Origin of the sequence: Oceanobacillus sp. FSL K6-0118 (assembly GCF_038006665.1) — a bacterium.
Lineage (GTDB): Bacteria > Bacillota > Bacilli > Bacillales > Amphibacillaceae > Oceanobacillus > Oceanobacillus caeni.
Genome location: NZ_JBBOVR010000001.1, coordinates 2,200,449 through 2,225,829, shown reverse-complemented (window position 1 = coordinate 2,225,829; position 25,381 = coordinate 2,200,449). Strand labels below are relative to the sequence as shown.

The window sequence follows — 25,381 nt, the reverse complement described above, 5'->3', positions numbered from 1 at the left end:
TCTTACTGCCCGTTTAGGTGGGATAAAATATGTTGTTATTTTCTAATAAATTTGATAAGATTTACTAGGCAGGTAGGAAAGTGAAAAATCTTTCCCGTCTGTATAAGTGCAACTAAGGCATTCGCCTTAGCGAATGCCAAGTTTTTTTATCAAGTCTAGTATAATACATATAGGGGTGTAGATTTATGGAGAAAACTTTTTTAATGGTTAAGCCAGATGGGGTACAGAGAAACTTAATTGGAGAGATTGTAAGCCGTTTCGAATCAAAGGGTTATAAACTTGCGGGTGCTAAATTGATGTCTATTTCTCAAGAACTAGCTGAACAGCATTATGGAGAGCATAAAGAAAAGCCCTTCTTTGGAGAGTTGGTAGAATTCATCATTTCCGGACCGGTGTTCGCAATGGTTTGGGAAGGTGAAAATGTAATAAGTACGGCTCGAAATATGATGGGGAAAACAAATCCTTCTGAAGCTTCTCCTGGAACAGTAAGAGGAGATTATGGATTAACTGTTGGGAAAAATGTGATACACGGTTCTGACTCACCAGAAAGTGCAGAACGTGAAATCAACCTATTTTTCAACCAAGATGAAATACTATCTTATGAGAAACAAGATAGTTCTTGGATATATTAGTTTAGTATACCTCCGTTTGATGTGACGGAGGTTTTTTAGTAGGAAAGTATAGGGAGTGGTTCATTGATGATAGAGGAAGACTATTATCAATTTATAAATCAAATACATAGCAAATTAGGGATTAACCTTCATTTATACAAAGAAGCGCAAATGAGAAGGCGTATCACAACACTAAGAAATAAACGTGGTTTTACTAGTTTTAAAAGTTATTATAATGAATTAATAACAAATGGCGAATTACTAAATGAATTTATTGATCGATTAACAATAAACGTTTCAGAATTCTATCGTAATCCAAAAAGATGGGAAGTATTAAAAAATATAATATTTCCCCTATTATTAAAAAATAATCAGTCGTTATCTATTTGGAGTGCAGCTTGTTCCACAGGCGAAGAAGCCTATAGTTTGGCTATTTTATTACGCGAGTATTTTCCTAATATAAGAGTTAGAATTCTAGCAACGGATATCGATGAGAATGTATTACAACGTGCAAAGGATGGTATTTATCCAAAACAGGCTTTAAAAGACCTTCCTCAACCACTAGTAAAAAAATATTTTACAGAAAAAAATCAACTGTTTTATATTGATCCGTCATTAAAAAAAGATATTACATATAAAAAACATAATCTATTAGCAGATCCCTATCCTAAAAATATGGATTTCATTGTCTGCCGAAACGTTGTGATATATTTTACGGATGAAGCTAAGGATATGATTTATAAAGGTTTTGGAAAAAGCCTTAAACCAAACGGAGTTCTATTTGTCGGAAGTACAGAACAAATTTTTAATCCTGACCAATATAACTTTAAATTAATAGATACGTTCTTTTATCAGAAAATTTAATTTTTGTTAGTTTAACATTTCAGCTATTAAAAGTTAATTTATTTCTAAAATTTTTATCACAAATAATAGAATATATGCTATAGTAGTTAGAAAATATTTAGCATTCTAATAATATGCGTGGAAAAGGAGAATGTAAGTTGCGTTATTTAACAGCAGGAGAGTCTCATGGAAAACAATTAACAACTATAATAGAAGGTTTACCGGCACAAATGCCCATTACAAAAGAGGTTATTAATGAATCATTACTACGTAGACAAGGTGGTCATGGAAGAGGGAAAAGACAACAAATCGAAAAAGATTTAGTTAATATTACTGGCGGGGTTCGTCATGGATACACTTTAGGTTCCCCTATATCACTTGTTATTAGTAATGATGATTTTAAACATTGGACGAATATTATGGGGGAAGATCCTATTTCTGATGATGTAGAAGTAAGAAGGATTGTATCTAAACCAAGACCTGGTCATGCTGATTTAAACGGTGCATTAAAATATGGGCATCGTGACATGCGAAACGTATTAGAACGTTCTTCTGCCAGAGAAACGGCTGCTCGTGTTGCTGCTGGAGCTGTTGCTAAAACATTGCTTAAACAACTTGGAATTGAAGTTGTTGGCTATGTCAAAGAAATAGCTGGAATTCGTGCTAAAGATATGGATTCCTTATCGATTGAAGAGAGGAAATCTATTTCTTCGGAGTCCCCAGTAATGGTACTTGATAAAGATGTCGAAAAAGAAATGATGGATAAAATCGATGAAACTAAAAAAATTGGAGATTCGATTGGTGGCATCTGTGAAGTTTATGTCGAAGGAATGCCTGCAGGAATAGGCTCCTATGTACACTACGATCGCAAACTAGATGCAAGGATAGCTGGTTCTGTGATGAGTATCAATGCTTTTAAAGGCGTTGAATTTGGAATTGGGTTTGAAGCAGCAAGAAAAAATGGTAGTGAAGTTCATGATGAAATTGCTTGGAGTGAAGACAAAGGTTACTACCGTACAACGAATCGATTAGGTGGTTTTGAGGGTGGCATGACTTCTGGAATGCCGATTGTAGTTCGGGGAGTGATGAAACCTATCCCAACTCTCATGTTAAAACCTCTACAAAGTGTTGATATTGAAACGAAAGAACCATTTAAAGCAACTGTTGAAAGATCGGACGCTTGTGCAGTACCGGCAGCTTCAGTAGTTATGGAACATATTGTGGCATTTGAACTTGCTAAAGCGATAACGGAGCAATTTCCTAATGATCAATTCTCAAAACTTAAAAAGGCTATAGATGAATATCGTGAAGAAATAAGGTGCTTTTAATGGAAAAGCTTGAAGTTAAGTCCAGTACACATGAATATAAAATAATGATTGGTGAGGGTATTAGATATACCCTTCATCAATATTTAACAAAAAAATATTCATCTATCTTAATTATCACAGATGATAAGGTAGCTAAATTACACCTTGATGCGGTTAAAGAAAGTCTAGCGAATGAGAAGGTTTATGTATCCATCATTCCGGCTGGTGAACAATCAAAGAACATAGATGTCTTTTATCAGTTACATACGGATGCTATTCAATATGGATTAGATCGTCAATCCCTTGTAATTGCTTTAGGTGGGGGAGTTGTAGGAGACTTAGCTGGATTTGTGGCTGCTACATATATGCGTGGTATAGATTTTATCCAAGTTCCTACTACCATTCTAGCACATGATAGTAGTGTGGGCGGAAAAGTAGCTATTAATCATGAACTCGGCAAGAACATGATTGGTAACTTTAATTCCCCAGTAGCTGTTATTTACGATGTGGAAACATTATCAACACTAAGTGATATAGAAATACGTTCCGGATATGCTGAATTAGTTAAAGAAGCTCTAATTTCTAACGAGTCTACTTTTAATCAATTAATGAATATACGATTAAACGAAATTTCAAAAGATGAATTAAAGAAACATTTATCATTTGGTATTAAAGTAAAGGCGAAAATTGTGGAAGAAGATGAAAATGAGTCGGGTGTGAGAAAATATTTAAACTTAGGTCATACATTAGGTCATGCAATTGAAGCAGAATTGAGTTATGGAAAATTAACTCATGGAGAAGCAGTTGCAATAGGCTTGTTGTTTGCACTATATGTAAGCAATAAAGAGTTTGAGGTTGATTTACCTCTTGAATCCTTACTTACTTGGTTTAAAAACAATGATTATCCACTTGATATAAGGGAATGTACCAGTAAAAAATTAGTCGAACGAATGAAATCGGATAAAAAAGCTACGAATAAAAAAATACAAATGGTCTTATTGGAGAAAGTCGGTAAACCAACTGTGAAAGATTTTGATGATGAAGTAATCGATTCATACTTACAATCGTTTATGGAAAAGGTGATAAGATGACGCGGGGGATACGTGGGGCAACTACAGCGCTTGCTAATGATGAAAAGGAAATTTTAGATGTCACAAAAAACTTACTAGAAGAAATGATAGAGGAAAATAGGGTACAAGCACATGATGTATCCCATGTGTTTATTTCTGTCACTAAAGATTTAACGGCTACTTTCCCCGCAAAAGTATTAAGGACTATTGAAGGGTGGAAATATGTTCCGGTCATGTGTATGGCAGAAATCGATGTACCTAACAGTCTTGAAAGATGCATTCGGATCATGATGGTAACCAATACAACGACACCGCAGGAAGAAATCCATCATATTTATCATAATGAAGCAGTAAAACTAAGACCAGATTTAATTAAGGGTGAATAAGTTTGAATCAAACAATTTTAATTGCGGGATTAGGTCTAATTGGAGGCTCTCTTGCAATCAATATATCAAAAACAAACGAAAATCATGTTATAGGATTTGATGTAAAAGAGGATAGCTTAGAATTTGCATTACATAATGGAATGATTCATGAGGCTAGTACAAATTTCAGTGAAGCAGCCCAACATGCAGATATTATTATCCTTGCCGCTCCTATATCAGAAACTATTAGATTACTAAAGGAACTAGATACAATTTCTTTAACGAAAGAAGTAATTGTGACTGATACATCATCCGTTAAGGGATCTATCATAGAGTCTGCGAAACAAATACAAAATGAGAAGGTTGTATTTATAGGTGGGCATCCTATGGCCGGTTCTCATAAAAAAGGGGTGGAAGCAGCGAAGGAACATTTGTTTGAAAACGCAATTTATGTTCTTACTCCATCTATACGCAGTAAAGAAGCACATGTAAAGACTCTGAAAGAAATTTTAAAACAAACAAAATGTCAATTTGTTGTACTTAATTCAGACGAACATGACGAAATGACTGGGGTTGTCTCTCATTTTCCACATTTAATTGCTTCATCACTCGTTCATCAAGCAAGAAAATGGCAAGAAACTCACTCTTTTTTACCGAATCTTGCAGCGGGGGGATTCCGTGATATTACTAGGATTGCTTCCAGTAATCCAGAGTTATGGCAGGATATTTTTTATCATAATCGCAAGAAGCTTTTAAAATTATTAGAAGGCTGGATACAAGAGATGACAGATATAAAATCTCTTGTTGAAAATAATGAAAAACAAGAAATGATTACATATTTAACGAATGCCAAAAATTATCGAGATGGATTGCCTGTTAAGGATAAGGGAGCGATTCCAGGTTTTTATGATATTTATGTTGATATTGCCGATAAACCAGGTGCTATTGCATCCATCGTATTACTGTTAGCAAATATGAAGATAAGTATTAAAAACATTGAAATTTTAGAGATTAGGGAAGGTATAACTGGAGCATTACGTTTAAGCTTCTATACAAAAGAAACACAACAAAATAGCCTAAATATTTTAGCGAATCATGGATACGAAGCAACGATTCAAGAATAAGTAAGGGAAGTGAAAAGAAACATGGCAGAAGTAACACTAGCACCTTGTAATCATTCTTTATCTGGAGAGATAAAAGTACCTGGTGACAAGTCCATTTCACATCGTGCGATTATTTTAGGTTCCTTAGCCAATGGTGTAACTAAAATCACTAACTTTTTAGATGGCGAAGATTGTTTGCGTACGATTCATGCTTTTCAATCTATGGGTGTTCCGATTACGCAAGAGGGATCCACTGTTACGATTCATGGTAAAGGCTTTTCTGCGTTAGAGGAACCAAAAGAGCCTTTATATTTTGGTAATTCAGGGACAACAACAAGATTAATGCTTGGAATACTATCAGGATTAAACCTATTTACTACCATTTATGGAGACGAGTCTCTTACAAAGCGCCCAATGGATCGGGTTGTAAACCCACTTCGCGAAATGGATGCAACGATTGATGGAAGAAATGATGGTAAGCTTTTACCACTTTCTATTCGGGGAAAAAAGCTTAGAGGAATCGAATATACATTACCTGTAAAAAGCGCACAAGTAAAATCCGCTGTATTACTAGCAGGTTTATTCGCAGAGGGTAAAACGACAGTAATTGAAAAAATTGGAACGAGAGATCATACAGAAAATATGCTCGAAGCATTTGGAGCAGATATTATTAGAAATGGTTTATCTACAACGGTGACCGGTAATAACGAACTAATTGCTTCTGATGTACAAGTGCCAGGCGATATTTCTTCTGCAGCTTTTTTCCTTGTAGCAGGTGCCATTGTTCCAGGCAGTGAAATTACCTTAAAAAATGTAGGATTGAATGAAACTAGAACAGGGATTATTGATGTTTTATTAAAAATGGGCGCAGACCTTGAAATTAAAAATAAACGATTCGTTAGTGGGGAATGGATTGGGGATATTACAATCCGCCATTCAGAACTTAATGGAATAACGATTGACGGGGAGATTATTCCTAGATTAATTGATGAGATTCCAATTATTGCCTTATTAGCTTCACAAGCTAATGGGGAGACAGTCATTAAAGATGCGGAAGAATTAAGGGTAAAGGAAACAGACAGAATTGCGGCAGTAGTTGATGTTTTATCTACTTTAGGCGCAAACATTCAAGGAACAGAAGACGGTATAATTATCAAAGGAAAAACCCCATTAAAAGGTGGAAAAGTATTATCATATCACGACCATAGAATAGCTATGATGAGCGCAATCGCTTCACTAGTTGCAAACGATCATGTTACAATAGATGATGCATCATCCATATCTATCTCATACCCAAGTTTCTTTGATCATTTGAATTCCTTAATATAGAATTAAAAAAGAGCTTACCTTTTTGTAGGCTCTTTTTCCTTTTAGAATAAAATTTTCATATTATGTTAGAATCTAGCTGAGACAAAGCGTGTTAATTAAAATATAATATACCTATAGATTGGTCTTTTAAGTTTTACTTAATCAAATGAAAGGATGAGTGTACAAATGGACACCATACTTGAAGCATATCAATTATTGGAGAATAATCAAGCCGAAAAAGCAATACAATTATTAAAACAGTATGAGTCAAAAGCAAGTGATGACGAAAAATTTACGATTGCACAAATGTATATGCAAATAGGTTTTTTACAAGAAGCGAGCACTATTTTACATAAATTACTGCAAAAATATCCTACCGAAAGTGAAATATTAATTACACTTGCAGAGATTTATATTGAAATAGAAGAAGACGAACAAGCTATGGAGTTATTGAATCAAGTCAACGAAGGGGATACTGCTTATACCCAAGCTCTAATCCAGTTAGCAGATTTATATCAAGCACAAGGGTTATTTGAGGTAGCTGAGCAGAAGTTATTAAAAGCAAAACAATTAGAACCTAACGAGGAAATTATTGATTTTGCATTAGGAGAATTATACTTTTCAATCGGAGAGTATAAAAAGGCGATTTTATACTACGAAAAAGTAAAAGTGGAGGAAGTGGGAAACATTTCTCTTTTAAGCCGATTGGGAGAAGCAAATGCGGCGATTGGCGAATACGAAAAAGCTTTAACCTACTATCAGGACAATGATCAAAAAGATCCTGATTATCTTTATCGTTATGGAATTATTGCATATCAAGCAGACAGAGTGGATATTGCTATAAAGGCTTGGGAAAAAGTCGTTGAGCTTGATCCGTATTATCACACAGTATACCAACATTTAGCACAGGCGTATGAAGATGAGGGGAGATTAGAGGAAGCATTTCATACGGCCCAAAAAGGTCTGCAATTTGATGAATTTAATAAAGAATTATTTTTTATAACGGCAATGGTTGCCAATAAACTCAATAATACAAAAGAAGTGGAAACATATTTAAGAGAGGCGATTGCGTTAGATCCAGATTATAAACAGGCCGTATTATCCTTGGTGGATCATTACAAAAACTTGGATGAACATGAGAAAATTATTGATTTGCTTAATGAAATAAAAAGAACTGGAGCGGAGGATTCCTTGTATGACTGGGAATTAGCCCGAGCAAATAATGAAATAGAATCATTTGATAATGCATTAAAACACTATAATGAAGCATATAATGGTTTAAATCAAGATAGTGACTTCTTGAAAGAATATGGCTATTTTCTAACGGAAGAAGGGAGGATAGAACAAGCAATACCAGTATTAAAATCATACCTTTCCATCGTACCTTTAGATGCTGAAACGGAAGAATTTCTTCATCGTTTGAAGCAAACAAGTGAAGACGATATATAATGGATTAAAGGAGGGAACTAAATGAATACTCCTATCTCTCGCCAAGACAAAAAAAGTTTTATTCAATGGTTTTTAAAAAATTATCAATTAAAGAAAAGAGAGAGCGTTTGGATATTGAATTATATTCTTAACCATCAACAAGTCTTAAACAAAGTGCATTTTGTAAGAGATGTAAAGTTTTGTCCTAGAGGTATAGTGATAACGAGTCAATGTTCTTCTGAGGTTCCTTTTCGATTTTATAAAGATCACATAGTTACGACAGATGCTGAAAAGTCGTTTCATGATATTCGTATGAATCAAGATGAGGATTTATATATTCAACTAAACTTTAGTAAGTCCCATCAGCATGCTTACTATGCTTCTGTCATAGAAGAGAATCCATTCGTACCAGATGATTATTTTGTTACAAAAAAAGATAGATTATTGGCTAAAAAATTATTAGATAAAACCGTTTTTAATTATAAAAAGAAAATACTTCAACAAGAAATTGATAATGCTCTAGATGAATTGGATCAAGAGAAGTTTATTAAACTATCGAAAGAATTAAATGAATTGGAGAAAATGTTTAATCAACCCAGATTGCAAAAGCAATAAGGTTGATTTTTTTTTGTTTTAAGATAAGATGTATATTGAAATTTCAAATAGATGCGTGTTCAGAAAGGAGGATGTATAGTGAAATGGAGAAAGAATGACATGGAACAATATGTTGAAGCGAAAGAATACATAGATACGGTAATCATCCCATTAATTCCATTTCAAATGGCTAAGGATCAAGAGCTATCAAAAGATTCATTTCAAAATGAGGCTCTTGCTCTTTTTCTAACAGAAATGGAAAAGGAACTCTCAGGTAGGCTTTTATTAACTCCTAATTATCACTATATAAAAGCAAGTGATTTAGAACAGGAAAAAGACCGCTTGAATTTATGGGTGGCGAACGTCCAGGAACAGCCCTTTAAACATATATTTTTCATTACATTTGATTCGCAATGGAAAAAAGTTGAAAAAGATTTAGCGGGTACTTTAATATGGTTACCAGGGTTTCCGACTTCAGACTTAATATCTAAGGAAGTACAACAAATGGTTCGTGGGCAGGTTTCAGAAATAAGTGAACTAATTCGTTCGTATTGGTAAATGAATAGTGTGTGTTCAAAAAGGATTGAGTCGGTAAAAACACAACGTCTTTGGACTCCAATTATTCGTCATTGCAACGCTGCCCTACATAGGAGTATGAGAGTTTTTGTAAGAAATTCGAAGTATCATTTTTACCGCCTTTCTTGAACTATCTCTAATAAAAAAATTGCAAATTCCTGAAAATAGGTTCTTTTCAATACAAATTAAGTAATAACTTTAGGTTATTTATTGACCGAATAATTAGATTGCGCTATCATTGGTATTGTCCTAGTAATCTGTTTATTAAATTTAGTCTGTGATAATGGAAAAGAGGGGGGAAATTCGTGAGTGACAAAAAACAACAAGTATCCCGAAGACAGTTTCTAAATTATACGCTTACAGGTGTAGGGGGGTTTATGGCAGCAGGTTTATTGGTATCTCCGCTTCGAATGGCAATCGATCCTGTGCTGAAGGAATCTACTTCTGGTGACTTAGTCAATGTCGGCATATCTGTTGACGACATTACAAGCGAACCACAACGTGTGGATTGGACAATTACACAGGTAGATGGTTGGTATGAATCTGAGCCTAGTCGTTCTGCGTGGGTATATAAAGACGATAATGGAGATATAGTGGCTTTATCCCCGATTTGTACTCATCTCGGTTGTGTTGTTTCTTGGGAAGGTAGTGAACAATATCCAAACCAATTCTATTGCCCATGTCATGATGGTCGATATGAAAAAGATGGGACAAACATACCTGGTACACCACCAACTGCACCATTAGCTATTTATGAGCAAGAAATAAGAGATGGGATTTTATTTTTAGGTAACACAATATCAAGAAAGGGGGCGTAATGGTTTATGCTTCAAAAAATGTATGATTGGATCGATGAACGTATAGATATTACGCCTATTTGGCGTGATATTGCTGACCACGAAGTACCTGAACATGTTAATCCAGCGCATCATTTTTCAGCATTTGTTTATTGTTTTGGCGGATTGACATTTTTTGTAGTCGTTATTCAAATCCTATCTGGAATGTTTTTAACGATGTATTATGTTCCGGATATTGAAAACGCTTGGAAATCTGTATACTACTTACAGACAGAGGTAGCACATGGGCAAATTGTTCGTGGAATGCACCATTGGGGCGCAAGTGTTGTTATTGTAATGTTACTATTACATACGTTGCGAGTGTTTTTCCAAGGTGCGTATAAGAAACCTCGTGAATTAAACTGGATTGTTGGGGTTTTAATATTCTTTGTTATGTTAGGCCTAGGATTTACTGGATACCTATTACCATGGGATAACAAAGCATATTTTGCAACTCAAGTAGGTTTAGAAATTGCTGAACAAGTTCCATTAATCGGGACACAATTAAAAACATTGTTAGCAGGGGATGCATCTATTGTTGGGGCACAGACATTAACTCGATTCTTTGCTATCCATGTATTTTTCTTGCCAGCAGCATTATTCGGACTTCTGGCTGCACACTTTATCTTAATCCGTAGACAAGGTATTTCTGGACCACTATAAAAAGGAGGGGAAAAGCATGCATAGGGGTAAAGGTATGAAATTTGTTGGAGACTCTCGTATCTCCTCGGAAAAAACATCGCAGATACCAAAAGATTATTCTGAATATCCTGGTAGAACCGAAGCATTTTGGCCCAACTTTTTATTAAAAGAATGGTTAGTAGGTGCAGTATTCTTAGTAGGATTTCTTTGTTTAACATTAGCACATCCATCACCATTAGAAGGAATGGCAGATCCAACTGACGCTGCATACATACCGCTACCAGACTGGTATTTCTTATTCTTATATGAACTTTTAAAATATGAATTTGCTAGTGGAGATTGGGTATTATTAGGTATTCTTGGAATTCCTGGTATTGTTTTTGGGTCATTATTACTTGCTCCATTTTTGGACAATGGGCCGGGACGCAGGCCGCATCAACGTCCTATTGCAGTGGGAATGATGATACTAGCATTGATAGGAACTATTTGGTTAACATACACATCTGCTTCTCATGTAGATTGGGAAGCAAGAGCTGAAGCAAATAAACCAGTTCCTCAATCTTCTGTCACAATTGACACGGATCATCCTGGGTATGCTGTTTATGAAAACAGCTGTATGACTTGTCATGGTGGCGAATTAGAAGGTGGACCAGCAGCACCGACTCTAGTTGGTACTGAACATTCTGCAGAGGAAATTGCCGATATCGCAGTTAATGGTACTGGATCAATGCCTGCAGGAATATTTACTGGTTCAGATGAAGAGTTAGAACAATTAGCCGATTTCATTGTTACAGTTAACGAATCAGCTGAATAATTAAACGATAAATAAGAAGCACCTTCACTGAGTAGGAAGGTGCTTCTTATTTAGTAAATAGGAACGTGCAACTAATGCAATCACTAAACTGTAATAGCGAATGCCACGTTTTCTAAACATAACGATAGGTCTTAGTAAAGTAACACTTTATCAATAAAGGAATGATGAGAAAATGTTAAAAATGATATTACTTGACAAACGTTTTCTAATTGGATTATTTTTCGTAAACTTATTAGGGACTATTTATGGGTACTATTGGTACAAAGATCAATTAGCAATCACCCCACCAATTTTCTTACCATTTGTTCCAGATAGTCCAACAGCTAGTTTATTTTTCACCATTTTTTTAATTGCTTTTATCTTCCATAAACATTTACCCTATATTGAGGCTTTAGCAATTACAACTTTATTCAAATATGGCATTTGGGCAGTAGTGATGAATATTTTCACCCTAGTAATAGAGGGTTATTTACATTGGACAGGTTATATGTTAATTATCTCCCATTTAGGTATGGCCATTCAGGGATTGCTATATGCGCCATTTTATACAATAAAGTTAAAGCATATCGCAGTAGCAGCAATATTTGTTTTACATAATGATATCATCGACTATGTATTCGGAATGATGCCAAACTATTCATCTTTACATAATTATATGGATGGTATAGGTTATTTTACTTTTTGGTTAAGTATTATTTCCATTTTGATTGCTTATGGATTAACTGTTAAAAATAATTAGAAAACGTGGGATTCGCTAATAGGTTCGACAAATGGCTTAATGGCAATTATGTAGGATAAGAACGTTTATTCTTTGTTGCATATCTAGAAGATAGTTAGTTATATAATAGAACTCCATAACATACATTGAATTAAGACGTATGTGGGGTGATCTCTATGGATAATAAAAAAGTGCATCGTGTGTTAACGTTTACATTGATCATAGGGATAATCGTATTTCAACTAGGAAATCATACAGTAGAAGCAAGTTCCATTCGTGCAAGTTTCTTCTCGATTAATATATTTGAGTGGAGTCCGACTATATGGGCGGTAGTTATTGTTGCTGGAAGTATTGGGATTACATTATCTTATGTAAGTTGGAGAAAATATAAGGGTGAAAAAAAGCATAATAAAAAAGATCGTCATAATAATTGACTAAATTTATTAATTTGACTAAAATTGACCTTAAGAAAGATAGAAATTTTTAATGGAGGAATGAAGATGGCAGGGTATATCATTTACATCGCTCTTTTACTCATAATTCCCTTATGGGCACAGTCAAAAGTTAAGAATGCCTACAAAATATACTCCAAAAAACCGACGTCTTCGCATATGTCCGGAGCAGAAGTAGCAAGGAAGATATTAGACGATAACGGTTTGTATCATGTAAGCATTGAAGAAACAAAAGGAGTTTTATCGGATCATTATGACCCACGTAAAAAAGTTGTAAGACTTTCTACTGACAATTATCATGGTCATTCAATGGCTTCATCAGCAGTCGCTGCGCATGAAGTTGGTCATGCCATCCAAGATGAACAAGAATATGCTTTCTTGAGGTTTAGAAGTGCCTTAGTACCTGTGGCAAATATTGGATCAAATTTATCATTTTTCTTTATATTTGCTGGTTTAATTTTTGGTGCAATGAATTGGCTTCTTTTAGGTATTATCTTTATGTCAGCCGCTGTACTGTTTCAACTGGTTACTTTACCTGTTGAATTCGATGCTTCAAACAGAGCGATGTCCCAACTTGTTTCCTCGGGTATTATCCGGAATAATGAGGAAAGGGAAACGAAAAAAGTTCTCAATGCTGCTGCTATGACATATGTTGCTGCTGCTTTAACAGCTGTAGCAGAGTTAGTAAGGTTTATTTTAATATTTGTAGCTGCAAATGACGATTAAAAAAGGATGGTGCTTACCATCCTTTTTTCGTATCATTCTGTTAGAGGATTTTTATTTTCATCTAACGTAAATCCTTCTCCTAATACATCGTGTACGGTTGTTACTGCAACAAATGCGTGAGGGTCTACGTTTCGAATAATACTTTTTAGACGAACAATTTCGTTTCTTCCTACAATACAGTATAGAACATCGCGTTTTATACCAGAATAGCTTCCGCGTCCATCCAAAACAGTGACTCCTCGGTCCATTTTCTTTTTTATTAATTCTGCGATTTCATCACTGTGATCGGAGATGATTGTCGCCCCTTTTGCAGAATAAGCACCTTCTTGTAAAAAGTCAATTACTCTTGCAGCGACATATACTGCTACTAAAGTATACATTCCTTCACTTAATTCCAGAATGACAAAAATAGAGGTTGTAATAACTACTAGATCAAAGAGAAACATCGTTCGTCCCATTGACCATCCAACATTTTTATTGACGATACGAGCGATAATGTCTACACCACCGGTTGTTCCTCCATATCTAAATATAATTCCTAATCCAATTCCAATAAATACTCCGGCAAATAAAGCAACTAGGAACATGTCATGCTCTAAATGAATGTCAAATGGTTTAATTTGAAATAAACGTAAAAACAAGGAAACTGCAAAGGTACCTATAATCGTATAAATAAATGTATTCCTACCTAAAAATTTCCAACCAATAAAAAATACAGGTATATTCAAAACGATATTTGTTATGGCTGGATCGATTCCCCATAAAAAATAAAGCAACAATGTAATACCTGTAAATCCACCTTCCCCTAAATTATGTTGCATATTAAAATGAACAATACCAAATGAAAAAATAGCAGCACCCAAAAGAATAAATACAATATTTTTAATCCTTAAACCAAATATATTCATTTAAAATTCCTCCTGTTAATCTTTAAGCCGTTTATCGTGTCTCCATAGGATGTAGAATAAATTAGAGCGTAAATAATGATGGGCAACCATCAAGGCCTTAGGTTCAACTAAATATTTAAAGAGGAAGATAATTCCTCCTTAAATATTTCGCTTTATTATTAGTATAGACAAATTTAGTTTCTATGTAACATTTTTACAGAAGTATATGATTTGTCAAATCGCCCTCAATTCGCTAACATTAAAGAGATATCTTAAATAAAGGGTAAGTGAAATAAAGAAACCAATTTACATTACAAAAAGAAATTGTAGGTAAATGCCTTCGTTACACATATGCAGACGGGAAAGATAATAATGACCTATCTAAAGTATTTGATTTAGCAAATACGAAGTTTAAAACAAAAGATATGATCGATGGATACCTATAGACTAATATGATTTGGAGGAATTAACGATGATTAACATTATAATTGCAGGACCACGTGGGAAAATGGGATCTGAGGCAGTAAGAATGGTTACAAATGAAGAAAATTTCCGTCTTGTTGCATGCTTAGACAATAAGAATAATGGAAAAAAATTAATGGACCTAACGCAATTCCCTAATCTGGATGTACCAATTTTTGAAGATATTGATGAGTGTTTTGATTCAGTAGAAGCAGATGTTCTAGTTGATTTAACTATACCAGAGGTAGGATACGTACATACTAAAAAAGCAATTGAACACAATATTAGACCGGTTATTGGGACTACAGGATTTTCTCAAGAGCAAATTACGGAACTCAAAGAATTAACTAAAAATAAAAACCTAGGTGGAATTATTGCGCCAAACTTCGCCATCGGTGCTGTACTAATGATGAAATTTTCGCAAATGGCAGCAAAATATATGCCAGATGTAGAAATTATCGAAAAGCATCACGATAATAAATTAGATGCTCCATCTGGAACAGCTGTGAAAACGGCTGAGATGATTAGAGAAACGAGAGAGTTAAAATCTCAAGGTCATCCGGATGAAAAAGAAACATTGAATGGTGCACGTGGGGCAGAAATGGATGGCATGAGGATTCACAGTGTTAGATTACCTGGGCTTGTTGCACATCAAGAAGTTATTTTTGGTGGGGATGGACAATTACTTTCCATTAAACATGACTCATTTAATCGTGCTTCTTTTATGGATGGAGTTAAATTTTCTGTGGAAAAAGTTTTTGAACTGAATGAGCTAGTTTATGGATTGGAAAATGTTATTTAATTTGAATTTAAACAAAGGAAGAGAGAAAAATATGAAAATAGGAATTACATGCTACCCCACAGTCGGTGGTTCAGGAGTGATCGCTACCGAACTTGGAAAAATGCTTGCGGAAAAAGGCAATGAAATTCACTTTATCACATCAAGTCTTCCTTTTCGTTTAGATAAAGTTTACCCTAATATCTTTTATCATGAAGTGGAAATGGGACATTATCCTGTTTTTCAATATCCACCGTATGACTTAGCTTTGGCGACTAAAATGGCAGATGTGATTGATCAGGAAAAGTTAGATGTCTTACACGTACACTATGCTGTCCCACATGCTATTTGTGCCATTTTAGCAAAAGAGATGGCAGAGCACGATGTGAAAATTGTAACAACACTTCATGGAACGGACATTACGGTATTAGGAGTAGATAATACCTTTAAGAAAATGATTAAATATGGGATTGAACAATCGGATGCTGTAACAGCCGTTTCCAATAATCTAGTAGAACAAACAAAAGACATGCTTAAAACGACTAAAGATATTTCCGTTATTTATAATTTTATAAATGAACAAGAATATTACCGTAAGGACAATAAAATGCTGAAGAGGGAATTTGGAATATCACCAAATGAGAAAGTGGTTATCCATATATCTAACTTCCGAAAAGTAAAAAGAGTGGATTTAATTGTTAAGACATTTAATCGTATTAGAAGTAAGGTTAATAGTAAGTTACTTTTAGTCGGTGACGGTCCGGAATATTCGGATATCGTTCAATTAGTACATAAATTGGGACTGAATGACGACGTATTGTTTTTAGGAAAACAAAATAACATAAGTGATTTATTATCCATATCTGATTTAATGCTCTTACTGTCTGAGAAAGAGAGCTTCGGCTTAGTATTGCTAGAAGCAATGGCATGTAAAGTTCCTTGTATTGGAACAAATGTTGGAGGCATTCCTGAAGTTATTAAACATGAAGAAACAGGTTTTATCGTTAAATCAGGAAATATTGAACAGGCATCGAATTATGCGATTAAATTGTTTGAAGACGATAAAAAGTTAGAACAGTTTTCCCAAAATGCCTATAATCATGCCAAAACAACTTTTAAATCTGAAGAAATTGTTAATCAGTATACAAAATTATATTTCGATGTAATAAAAAAATAAGAAATGGTGATTGGAATGATTAGTGAGCCATTTATAAAAGCAAGGCCGGTCATAGAAAATATTGAAAATCATCACCATCAGGCTTATTACGTTGGTGGTTGTGTTCGTGATTTTTTATTAAAGCGACCAATTGGGGATGTGGATATTACAACTTCTGCAACTCCAACTACCATTCAACAAATTTTCCCAAAAGTTATTCCAGTTGGGATTGAACACGGCACTGTTATTGTTGTCTATGATGATGTACCTTATGAAGTAACTACTTTCCGAGTGGAAGGAAGATATTCAGACCAACGTCACCCTGATTCCGTTACTTTTATAAATCAACTAGATAAGGATCTAGAACGGCGAGATTTTACGATAAATGCATTAGCAATGGATCTTACAGGAAATATTATTGATCTCTTTGGCGGAAAAGAAGATATTCAAAAAAAGGTTATCAGAACAGTTGGAAACGGCTATGAACGTTTTAAGGAAGATTCTCTACGAATTATTAGAGCGTTAAGGTTTGCAAGTCAACTCGGATTTAAGATCGATCCGCAGACGCTAAAAGAGATGAAAGAAGTAAGTGAAGATATATCTAATTTAGCAATTGAAAGAATCACAAAGGAATTTGGTAAATTGTTCGCAGGTCATTATCTGAAAAATGGAATTCATTATATGAAGGAATCTGAAAGTTATAAGTATCTGCCTATTTTTGCAGATATTCCAGATTTAATCTATAAAGTTCCAGATTCGATACAACCTTTACATTCATTTGGAGAAATTATAGCGTTTTTTCATTTATTAGATACAAGAGTTAGTGTGATAGAATGGGTGAAGAAATGGAAATGTTCCAATCAAGTTAAACAGGAAGCTGTTGCTATTGTACAAGCCTATTCCTTATTTGAAAAATACGGAATTGATAAATGGCTCGTATATACGCTTGATCGAAGGTATTATAAGGGTTTTACCAATATCATGAATATTTTTCACCCTGCATTACTGGATGAAAATGATTTGGACAAGGTATACAACTCGTTACCGATACAGTCTCGTCAAGAACTATGTGTTAACGGTAATGATTTAATATCCTGGTACCCGAATATAAAAAAAGGACCGTGGATTCAAAAATTATTAACGATGGTTGAAAAGGAAATTGTTTTTGGTAATCTGAAAAATAGAAAAAACGATATAAAGGATTGGATAAAATGGAATCCACTCGAAATAAATTAATTAATCTCTTGTCAAAAAATAATGATCAATATATTTCCGGTCAAATGTTATCGGATGAATTAAATATTTCAAGAAGTGCGGTTTGGAAACATATAAACGAATTAAAAAAAGATGGTTATGAGATAGAAGGTAAGTCTAACAAAGGTTATCGAATTATTAAATTCCCAGATAAAATGAGTGAAAATACGATTAAATGGGGATTAAAAACAAAATGGTTAGGTAAAAATATTAAGCATTTTGATACAGTAACATCCACCCAAACGGTAGCCCATGAAGAGGCACAAAATAATGCAATAAATGGAACTGTGATAGTTGCGGATGAACAAACTAAGGGGAGAGGTAGAATCACTCGTAATTGGCAATCTACGAGTGGGAAAGGGGTTTGGCTTAGTATGATTTTAAGGCCAGAAATCCCCCCTCAAGAAGCACCAAAATTGACATTATTAACTGCAACAGTATTGGCTGATGTTCTTCGTAACTATGTTCACGTTGAACCACAAATTAAATGGCCGAATGATATCTTAATTAACGGTAAGAAGACAGCAGGTATATTAACTGAAATGCAAGCTGAACAGGATCGTATATGGTATGTTATTGTTGGCTTTGGGCTAAATGTAAATCATACAATTGAAGAACTACCGGAAAATATAAACTACAAAGCAACATCACTAAGGGTGGAAACAGATACTGAATGGAAACTAAATGATTTAATTCAAGAAATATTAGTTACATTTGAAAAAACATATGATTATTATTTAGAACATGGTTTTGCAGACATTAAAGAGAAATGGGAAAGTTATGGTTTTAAAATGGGGAAAGAGATTTCAATAAAAACAATGAAAAGTCATTGGAAAGCTCCATTTCTTGGAATAACGAATGACGGGGCACTTATTACCAAAGATATGGATGGAAATAGAACAACACTGTATTCAGCTGAAATTGATTGGTTTAAAGATTAACAAAGAGGTTGCAATAGAATCCGGTTCATTCAGGATTTAGAAAGGTAGGTGGACTAACTAATGGAAAATAGATATGTAGTCATTGATTTAGAAACAACTGGTCATTCCCCAGTAAATGACGATAAGATTATTGAAGCGGGTATTGTAGTCATTGAAAACGACCAGATAATAGAAACGAAGTCAAGTTTTTTTAATCCTAATAAATCTATTCCACCTTTCATAACTAATCTTACCGGAATAAATAATGAAGACGTGAAAGATGCGCCTTTTTTTCATGATAAAGCTGATGAAATTATTTCTTTATTTAAGGATAGTTACCTTGTTGCACATAATGTACCTTTCGATTTAGGTTTTTTAAATGCGGAATTGAGGAATAGTGGAAAAAACGCCCTAAATAATCCAATAATTGATACAGTAGAATTATCTCGTATTTTGTTCCCACAATCACCGAGTTATAAGTTGAGCCAGTTAGCTGAATTTTTGGATATTTATCATGACGATCCACATCGGGCATTATCAGATGCTTATGTTACAGCGAAAATACTTTTGAAGTTAAAAGAAAAGTTATTTTCGCTTCCATATGAGACATTGGATACATTACTTAAACTAGAAAACATGTTTAAGTCTGATTTAACTAGTTTATTATCCAATAGACTAAAGGAATTGGCGTTTTCAACAGAAGAGGATGCAAATGTGGAAGTTTTTCAAGGTTTGGCGTTTAAAAAGACAGAAAGTATTGCCCAACCCAGCAGTACGGATATCCAGTCGTTTGGAGATTTTCTGGACGTTATATACGAAGAAAACGGGACATTACAGCAAAATATGAATCATTATGAAAAAAGAATGGGACAAAGGGAAATGTCTGAAGCCGTCTTTGATTCTTTTCAAGGAAAAAAACATGCCCTAATCGAAGCAGAAACGGGTACAGGAAAGTCATTAGCCTATTTAATACCGGCTATCCATGACTCTGTTAAATCAAAACAGAGGATTATTATTAGTACTTACACGACTCAGCTTCAATCCCAATTACTCGATGAAGACATTCCATTACTTGAAAAAATCGTACCTTTTCCATTTCAGGTTGCCTTATTAAAGGGAAAAAGTCATTATATTAGCTTAGAAAAATTTGCTCATGAATTGCAACATGGTAATAAAGATAATTACGATATTATTTTAACAAAAGCAATGATATTAGTATGGCTTACCGAAACGGAGACAGGGGACATAGATGAGATAAACTTACCTGCTAGTGGTTATTTATTTTATAAAAATGTTTCAACAGAGTCAGAAGGTGTTTTAGATCCTTATTCCCCGTGGTTTTCTAAATCGTATTATCAAAAAGCGAAAAGAAGAGCTCAGCAAGCTAATATTATTATTACGAATCACGCTCTATTATGCACGGATATATTTAATGATAACCAATTTTTACCACCCTATAAAAAGGTAATAATTGATGAAGCCCATCATTTTGAAGAAACGGCAGCACATCATTATGGGTTAAAGTTAGACTATATAACGATTCAGTATACACTAAATCAAATTGGACATTCTCATGAAAATAATAAATTACTTGGAAAAGTTATAGCCCCTTATGCGTTACAAGTAGAAAATCTTATGAAGCAATGGGATGATATTCTCGATTCCACTAAATATGAAGTAGAAGAATTATTCCGAACTCTGTATCATTATGTTCTCGGTATGAGAAGAGATATGGCTTTAAGTGATATAGGAAGAGTTCAATATCGATATGAAAAGGAAAAAGAGGACTATAAAACTTGGAATGTTATTACGGAGATGGCAACAAGATTAACGTTTTATTTTAGAGATTTAATTCACGTTATCTCATCTTTAGAACAAAAATTTGATCAGGAAGAATGGCTAGACAAATATGATAAAGAAGATTTAAATGGATTAAAAGTTCTATTACAAAACTTCATTGATAGTCTTGAAATTTTAATTATCTCAGATATAGACATTCCACAGGCGAAGTGGATTGAAATCGATACAAAAGGAAAGAACAATGCTGTTTACTTATATTGTGAACCGACAGATATTTCATCACTTCTTGCTGAGCAATTTTTTGATGAAAAGGAAAGTGTTATTTTAACTAGTGCTACGTTAACAATGGCTAATTCCTTCTCTTTTATGGTGGAAAGGTTAGGTTTATCAAATAAACCTTACATTACTCAAAAAATAACCTCACCATTTTCGTATCGAGATCAAGTACAATTATTGATACCAAATGATTTTCCAGAAATTAATTACAGGAACATGGATGATTTTATATTGGCTACAAGTGAAACCATTTTAGATTTGGCTAATATTACTGACGGAAGAATGTTAGTACTTTTTACATCTTATGATATGTTAAAAAAGTCGTATAAAATACTTAAAGAGAAAATGGATATTGGTCAATATATGCTTATTGCACAGGGGATAACAAGTGGAAGTAGATCAAGATTAAAGAAAAACTTCCAATCCTTTAACCAATCTATACTTTTAGGAACCAGCTCTTTTTGGGAAGGAGTCGATATACCGGGTGATGACCTATCTTGTTTAATGATTGTTAGGCTACCATTTCAACCACCTAACCATCCGGTTTATGAAGCAAAAGCTAATTATTTAAAAACAAAACGGAAAAATCCTTTCATGGAATATTCGCTACCAAATGCTGTTATTCGTTTTAAACAAGGGTTTGGTCGATTAATACGATCTTCCAATGACCGTGGAATTGTTTTTGTTTGTGATGCTAGGGTAATAAAAGCGCGATATGGAAAATATTTTATAAATTCTATTCCAGAAGTACCTATTACGTTTGATTCCACGAATGAGCTTATGGAAAAAGCTAAAAAGTGGTTTTGAACAAAAGCAAAAGCCTTTCGTAGGAGATTAAATGAACTTGATTTTCGAATGTAAACTTATTTTAAAAAAAATACTGATGCAGGAGCATCAGTATAAATGTTTTTTGTAATGGTAGGGGTGTAGAAATTTTTTGTTGAAATTTTATAAAATAAAGCAAATCATTTTTAAAATTGGTATACTAAAGATGCTTCATCTTCATAATATCAACTAATATTATTGTTCACTGTTTTATTAGATCTATAATTAGCAAATTTTGATAATGAATGAAGCACTTTTAATCGGAGGTATATGATGGATCAACATAAAACTAAAACACTTGCCACAGTCAAATTAGAGCATTCATCAGAAATTTATAAAATCGTCGACATTTTAAATCGAACTCTAAAGGGTGATGATTTAATGTTCGGATTAGCATTGGATGAGGAAAATGAAAAACAAGCAGTTTTCACAATCTACAGGACTTAATTGGATACAAAAGTCTTTCATAATTTTTATTGCAATCATTGTAGTTGCTGTCATTTTTGGTGTATATTTATATCTAGGTACAATGAAAAATAAAACAGCGAATTTTGAGCAAACCAAAGAAGTGATTTTGGAGCAAACACCTATTACCAAGGTAGATAAGATCGAGTTATACCATGGAGATGAAGCATACCATTTAGTTTATGGAAGTGATAAAAAAGGGGAAGAACAAATTATCTTTTATCCATTAAAAGGGAAGGAAAAGGACATTACAACAATTAGCATGTCAGAAATCATTCCTAAAGAACAAATCTTACAAAGTTGGCAAAAAAATTGTGCTAATTGTGAACTAAATAAAATTTCTCCTGCCCTGATAAATGATCAATTACTATGGGAGATTACATATTATGACGAGAATGATCGCTATGTTTTAGATTACTTTTCCATTCACGATGGTTCGTCATATGAGCAATATCGATTTAATCGGATGTTTGACTAAAGAGGGGAGACATAGACATGGAATTATCCAAAAGAGTAGAAACGTTAACACCATCATCGACATTAGCTATAACAGCTAAAGCCAAAGAATTGAAAAAACAAGGACATGATGTGATCGGATTAGGTGCTGGGGAACCAGACTTTAATACACCAGATTATATTTTAGAAGCTGCTAAGGAAGCAATGGATAGCGGAATGACTAAATATACTCCTGCAGGGGGAATAATGGAATTAAAAGAAGCGATTGTCCGTAAGTTTAAACAAGATAATCAGCTTTCCTATTCCACAAATGAAATTATCGTAACCTCAGGTGCTAAACATGCATTATACACATTATTTCAAGTGTTATTAAACGACGGAGATGAAGTAATTATACCTGCTCCTTTCTGGGTTAGTTACCCTGAACAAGTTAAATTAGCTGGAGGTACTCCTGTATTTGTTTCTGCGTTAGAGGAAAATGAATTTAAATTAACTCCAGGTGAATTGAAGAAGGCAGTTACAGACAGAACAAAAGCCGTCGTTATTAACTCACCAAGTAATCCAACTGGTATGATGTATAGTAAAGAAGAATTAGAAGCTCTAGGAAAAGTTTGTTTAGACCATAATATTTTGATTATTTCTGATGAGATTTATGAAAAACTAATTTATACTTCTGACGAGCACGTGTCTATTGCTTCTATTTCATCTGAATTGAAGGAAAATACAGTAGTTATTAATGGTGTTTCTAAGTCGCATTCAATGACTGGATGGAGAATTGGATATGCTGCAGGACCAGAAGAAATTATTAAAGCAATGACGAATTTAGCATCTCATTCCACTTCTAATCCAACTTCGATTGCACAATTTGCGGCCCTTGCTGCATATCAAGCCGATGAAAGTGCAATAAATGAAATGAAAAAAGCATTTGCCGAAAGATTAGATACCATCTATCGTTTAATTACGGAAATCCCTGGAATTACATGTAAAAAACCTAAAGGTGCTTTCTATGTTTTTCCTAACGTCAAAGAAGCGGTGAAAATGAATGGCTTTTCTAATACAGATGAGTGGGTTAAAGCAATTTTAGAAGAGGAAAAAGTGGCACTTGTTCCTGGTTCTGGATTCGGCTTTGATGACAATGTACGTTTGTCCTATGCGTTAGCAATGGATGAGTTAGTTGAAGCAGCAAAACGAATCAAACGATTTGTTTTAAATCATCAAAATAAGTAATAATATTTTAATTATAAAACCTGTGATTCAGTTAAAATCGACTTCATCATACATTATAAATCCCTTGCCTAAGCAAGGGATTTATTCGTTTTTGTGATATACTAGTAATGAGGTGCTTTACATGTCAAAGTCTTATTCAATTCAACAAATTTTGTTTGATCAAATTCCTATTCCTGTTGAATTACTCAAGCATTACAGATTCTTAGGTTTAACAGAAGTAGAAACCATGGTCATCCTTCAATTATTCAATTTCTTGAAACAAAATAATGATTTTCCCACGCCTAATGAAATTGCAAATCATATGTCCATTGACGAGAAACAATGTGCACAGATTCTTCGGAAATTGATTCAAAAAAATCTACTTACGATTGAACAAAAAGAGAATGAACAGCATATTTTAAGTGAGTCTTATTCCTTACAACCATTATTTGATCAATTATATAGTAAGGAATTAGAAGAGAAGGAAAGTTCGGATGGAACCATTTTTATATTATTTGAACAGGAATTTGGTAGACCTTTGTCACCTTTCGAAATAGAAATGATTAATGGGTGGCTAGACGAGGATCAAATTGAACCAGCTTTAATTAAAGCCGGATTACGCGAATCTGTACTTATGGGTAAATTAAATTTTAAATATATTGATCGTATTCTTAGGGAGTGGAAGAAGAAGGGAATTCATACAGTTGACCAAGCCAGAAAACAAAGTAGAAATTATCATGGTCAACAAACAATAAAACAAGAAAATGCTCCTAAAAAAAGCGATACATCTATTTATTATAATTGGTTAGAAGGGGAAGATTAGTAAGATATGCTAAATAAAAAGCAAATAAGATTTTGTTTGGACAAAATGGCAGAAATGTTTCCTGAAGCAAAAGGGGAGCTAAATCACTCTAATCCTTTTGAACTAGTCATTGCCGTATTACTCTCAGCACAATGTACAGATAAATTAGTAAACAAAGTTACGGAAAATTTATTTAAAAAATATAAAACACCTGAAGATTATTTAGCTGTATCATTGGAAGAATTACAAGACGATATTAAATCTATAGGGTTATATCGAAATAAGGCGAAAAATATTCGAAAGCTTTGCCAAGTCTTGGTAGATAAATACCAAGGAGAGGTACCAAGAACAAAAGAAGAACTAATGACACTTGCAGGTGTTGGAAGAAAGACTGCTAATGTTGTTGCTTCCATAGCTTTTAATGAACCGGCAATTGCTGTTGATACACATGTGGAACGAGTTTCAAAGAGACTAGGGATTTGTAGGTGGAAAGATTCTGTTATTGAAGTAGAAGAAACATTAATGAAAAAAATCCCAAGAGAAGAATGGAGTATTACTCATCACCGCATGATATTTTTCGGTAGATATCATTGCAAAGCAAGAAATCCGAATTGCCCGGAATGTCCACTATTGGAAATATGTAGAGAAGGACAAAAGAGAATGAAAACAAGAGGATAACCCCTTTATGGAGTTATCCTCTT

Annotated in this window: 27 protein-coding genes; 26 read left to right on the top strand and 1 reads right to left on the bottom strand. The window is 34.0% G+C overall.

The features are described 5' to 3' along the window. The first annotated feature begins 185 nt into the window (after window positions 1-185). The 16 genes from ndk (at window position 186) to MHI02_RS11340 (ending at window position 13,393) form a co-directional block, all read left to right on the top strand. Window positions 186-632: a nucleoside-diphosphate kinase gene (gene ndk, locus MHI02_RS11415; RefSeq protein ID WP_047185017.1), complete on the top strand. Its 447-nt coding sequence runs from the start codon at window positions 186-188 to the stop codon at window positions 630-632. Between the two features lie 66 nt (window positions 633-698). Then, on the top strand, window positions 699-1,475 hold the full coding sequence (locus MHI02_RS11410) for a CheR family methyltransferase (RefSeq protein ID WP_047185018.1): 777 nt from the start codon (window positions 699-701) through the stop codon (window positions 1,473-1,475). 137 nt (window positions 1,476-1,612) lie between these two features. Then, a complete protein-coding gene (gene aroC, locus MHI02_RS11405) occupies window positions 1,613-2,782 on the top strand; it encodes a chorismate synthase (RefSeq protein ID WP_047185019.1) in 1,170 nt (389 codons plus the stop codon). Then, on the top strand, window positions 2,782-3,852 hold the full coding sequence (gene aroB, locus MHI02_RS11400) for a 3-dehydroquinate synthase (protein WP_047185020.1): 1,071 nt from the start codon (window positions 2,782-2,784) through the stop codon (window positions 3,850-3,852). The genes aroC and aroB overlap by 1 nt, the downstream gene beginning before the upstream one ends. After that, window positions 3,849-4,217 carry a chorismate mutase gene (gene aroH / locus MHI02_RS11395; protein ID WP_047185021.1) on the top strand — a complete coding sequence of 123 codons (369 nt, stop codon included), beginning with the start codon at window positions 3,849-3,851 and terminating at the stop codon, window positions 4,215-4,217. The genes aroB and aroH overlap by 4 nt, the downstream gene beginning before the upstream one ends. A gap of 2 nt (window positions 4,218-4,219) precedes the next feature. Then, a complete protein-coding gene (locus tag MHI02_RS11390; RefSeq protein WP_047185022.1) occupies window positions 4,220-5,320 on the top strand; it encodes a prephenate dehydrogenase in 1,101 nt (366 codons plus the stop codon). 21 nt (window positions 5,321-5,341) lie between these two features. Beyond that, a complete protein-coding gene (aroA, locus tag MHI02_RS11385; protein WP_341165924.1) occupies window positions 5,342-6,628 on the top strand; it encodes a 3-phosphoshikimate 1-carboxyvinyltransferase in 1,287 nt (428 codons plus the stop codon). A 165-nt stretch (window positions 6,629-6,793) separates the two neighbouring features. Continuing rightward, the gene (locus MHI02_RS11380; protein WP_145523804.1) at window positions 6,794-8,056 is read left to right on the top strand and encodes a tetratricopeptide repeat protein; all 1,263 of its coding nucleotides are present in this window, start codon (window positions 6,794-6,796) and stop codon (window positions 8,054-8,056) included. 21 nt (window positions 8,057-8,077) lie between these two features. Further along, entirely contained in the window at window positions 8,078-8,650 is a 573-nt protein-coding gene (locus MHI02_RS11375; protein WP_047185025.1) for a ReoY family proteolytic degradation factor, read from the top strand. A 78-nt stretch (window positions 8,651-8,728) separates the two neighbouring features. After that, window positions 8,729-9,187, top strand: a complete 459-nt coding sequence (locus MHI02_RS11370) for a DUF2487 family protein (RefSeq protein WP_145523805.1) — start codon at window positions 8,729-8,731, stop codon at window positions 9,185-9,187. Between the two features lie 323 nt (window positions 9,188-9,510). Then, a complete protein-coding gene (locus tag MHI02_RS11365; RefSeq protein ID WP_047185027.1) occupies window positions 9,511-10,023 on the top strand; it encodes a QcrA and Rieske domain-containing protein in 513 nt (170 codons plus the stop codon). A gap of 6 nt (window positions 10,024-10,029) precedes the next feature. After that, on the top strand, window positions 10,030-10,704 hold the full coding sequence (gene qcrB / locus MHI02_RS11360) for a menaquinol-cytochrome c reductase cytochrome b subunit (RefSeq protein ID WP_047185028.1): 675 nt from the start codon (window positions 10,030-10,032) through the stop codon (window positions 10,702-10,704). A 16-nt stretch (window positions 10,705-10,720) separates the two neighbouring features. Beyond that, a complete protein-coding gene (locus MHI02_RS11355) occupies window positions 10,721-11,497 on the top strand; it encodes a menaquinol-cytochrome c reductase cytochrome b/c subunit (protein ID WP_047185029.1) in 777 nt (258 codons plus the stop codon). A 172-nt stretch (window positions 11,498-11,669) separates the two neighbouring features. Next, a complete protein-coding gene (locus MHI02_RS11350; RefSeq protein ID WP_047185030.1) occupies window positions 11,670-12,236 on the top strand; it encodes a DUF1405 domain-containing protein in 567 nt (188 codons plus the stop codon). 155 nt (window positions 12,237-12,391) lie between these two features. Then, window positions 12,392-12,649, top strand: coding sequence for a sporulation protein YpjB (locus tag MHI02_RS11345; RefSeq protein WP_341165923.1), 258 nt, complete (start codon window positions 12,392-12,394; stop codon window positions 12,647-12,649). A 66-nt stretch (window positions 12,650-12,715) separates the two neighbouring features. Beyond that, window positions 12,716-13,393 (top strand): zinc metallopeptidase, encoded by a 678-nt coding sequence (locus MHI02_RS11340; RefSeq protein WP_379566110.1) that lies wholly within the window; start codon window positions 12,716-12,718, stop codon window positions 13,391-13,393. Window positions 13,394-13,425: 32 nt separating this feature from the next. Here MHI02_RS11340 and MHI02_RS11335 read toward each other — a convergent pair whose 3' ends face one another. Further along, on the bottom strand, window positions 13,426-14,301 hold the full coding sequence (locus MHI02_RS11335; RefSeq protein ID WP_341165922.1) for a YitT family protein: 876 nt from the start codon (window positions 14,299-14,301) through the stop codon (window positions 13,426-13,428). A 451-nt stretch (window positions 14,302-14,752) separates the two neighbouring features. On the opposite strand from MHI02_RS11335, the gene dapB reads away from it, so the two are divergent. The 10 genes from dapB (at window position 14,753) to nth (ending at window position 25,358) form a co-directional block, all read left to right on the top strand. Next, on the top strand, window positions 14,753-15,544 hold the full coding sequence (gene dapB, locus MHI02_RS11330) for a 4-hydroxy-tetrahydrodipicolinate reductase (RefSeq protein ID WP_047185033.1): 792 nt from the start codon (window positions 14,753-14,755) through the stop codon (window positions 15,542-15,544). Next, window positions 15,522-16,697, top strand: a complete 1,176-nt coding sequence (bshA, locus tag MHI02_RS11325) for an N-acetyl-alpha-D-glucosaminyl L-malate synthase BshA (RefSeq protein WP_341165921.1) — start codon at window positions 15,522-15,524, stop codon at window positions 16,695-16,697. Before dapB ends, bshA begins: the two co-directional genes overlap by 23 nt. A 15-nt stretch (window positions 16,698-16,712) precedes the next feature. Then, window positions 16,713-17,912: a CCA tRNA nucleotidyltransferase gene (locus MHI02_RS11320; RefSeq protein WP_341165920.1), complete on the top strand. Its 1,200-nt coding sequence runs from the start codon at window positions 16,713-16,715 to the stop codon at window positions 17,910-17,912. Continuing rightward, window positions 17,888-18,871 (top strand): biotin--[acetyl-CoA-carboxylase] ligase, encoded by a 984-nt coding sequence (locus MHI02_RS11315; protein ID WP_047185036.1) that lies wholly within the window; start codon window positions 17,888-17,890, stop codon window positions 18,869-18,871. The genes MHI02_RS11320 and MHI02_RS11315 overlap by 25 nt, the downstream gene beginning before the upstream one ends. A gap of 60 nt (window positions 18,872-18,931) precedes the next feature. Further along, window positions 18,932-21,733 carry an ATP-dependent DNA helicase DinG gene (gene dinG, locus MHI02_RS11310; protein WP_216883499.1) on the top strand — a complete coding sequence of 934 codons (2,802 nt, stop codon included), beginning with the start codon at window positions 18,932-18,934 and terminating at the stop codon, window positions 21,731-21,733. A 291-nt stretch (window positions 21,734-22,024) separates the two neighbouring features. Beyond that, the gene (locus tag MHI02_RS11305; RefSeq protein ID WP_083452534.1) at window positions 22,025-22,198 is read left to right on the top strand and encodes a YpmA family protein; all 174 of its coding nucleotides are present in this window, start codon (window positions 22,025-22,027) and stop codon (window positions 22,196-22,198) included. Further along, on the top strand, window positions 22,161-22,694 hold the full coding sequence (locus MHI02_RS11300) for a cell wall elongation regulator TseB-like domain-containing protein (RefSeq protein ID WP_145542865.1): 534 nt from the start codon (window positions 22,161-22,163) through the stop codon (window positions 22,692-22,694). Before MHI02_RS11305 ends, MHI02_RS11300 begins: the two co-directional genes overlap by 38 nt. Before the next feature lie 17 nt (window positions 22,695-22,711). Further along, window positions 22,712-23,899 (top strand): pyridoxal phosphate-dependent aminotransferase, encoded by a 1,188-nt coding sequence (locus MHI02_RS11295; RefSeq protein WP_216883498.1) that lies wholly within the window; start codon window positions 22,712-22,714, stop codon window positions 23,897-23,899. Between the two features lie 121 nt (window positions 23,900-24,020). Beyond that, entirely contained in the window at window positions 24,021-24,701 is a 681-nt protein-coding gene (locus tag MHI02_RS11290) for a DnaD domain-containing protein (protein ID WP_341165919.1), read from the top strand. Window positions 24,702-24,707: 6 nt separating this feature from the next. Further along, on the top strand, window positions 24,708-25,358 hold the full coding sequence (nth, locus tag MHI02_RS11285; RefSeq protein WP_216883497.1) for an endonuclease III: 651 nt from the start codon (window positions 24,708-24,710) through the stop codon (window positions 25,356-25,358). Window positions 25,359-25,381: the final 23 nt, after the last annotated feature.